1 protein-coding gene is annotated in these 342 nt (G+C 45.9%); it reads right to left on the reverse strand.

The window, feature by feature from the left end; genetic code table 11:
• The coding region (locus M72_RS16155; RefSeq protein WP_261291858.1) for an IS66 family transposase at positions 1 to 301 on the reverse strand (301 nt) is incomplete at its 3' end.
• Positions 302 to 342: the final 41 nt, after the last annotated feature.

Here is a 342-nt window from a genome sequence, read left to right on the forward strand (position 1 = left end):
CAGGACGATGCTCCAGAAGGAAGCTCAGATATTTAAGTGGATCAAGTTCATTGGCTTTTGCCGTTTCTATCATAGAATAGATTTTCATACTGGCATCTGCCCCGGCTGGTGTATCACAGAAAAGCCAGTTCTTACGGCCAACTACCAATGGTCGAATGCTGTTCTCACTGAGATTATTACTCAGGCTGCATGCACCATCTTTCAGATAGTTCATCATAAACGGACGGCAACCATTGGAATAGTTGATTGCCTTGATCAGCCTGTCTCCGGATTCCGGATGCAGCTGGTCAAGCCATGACAAAAAAGCCTCTATGACAGGTTTTTGATCCTTCAGGCGGCGAT

The organism is Roseburia faecis (assembly GCF_001406815.1).
GTDB lineage: Bacteria > Bacillota > Clostridia > Lachnospirales > Lachnospiraceae > Roseburia > Roseburia faecis.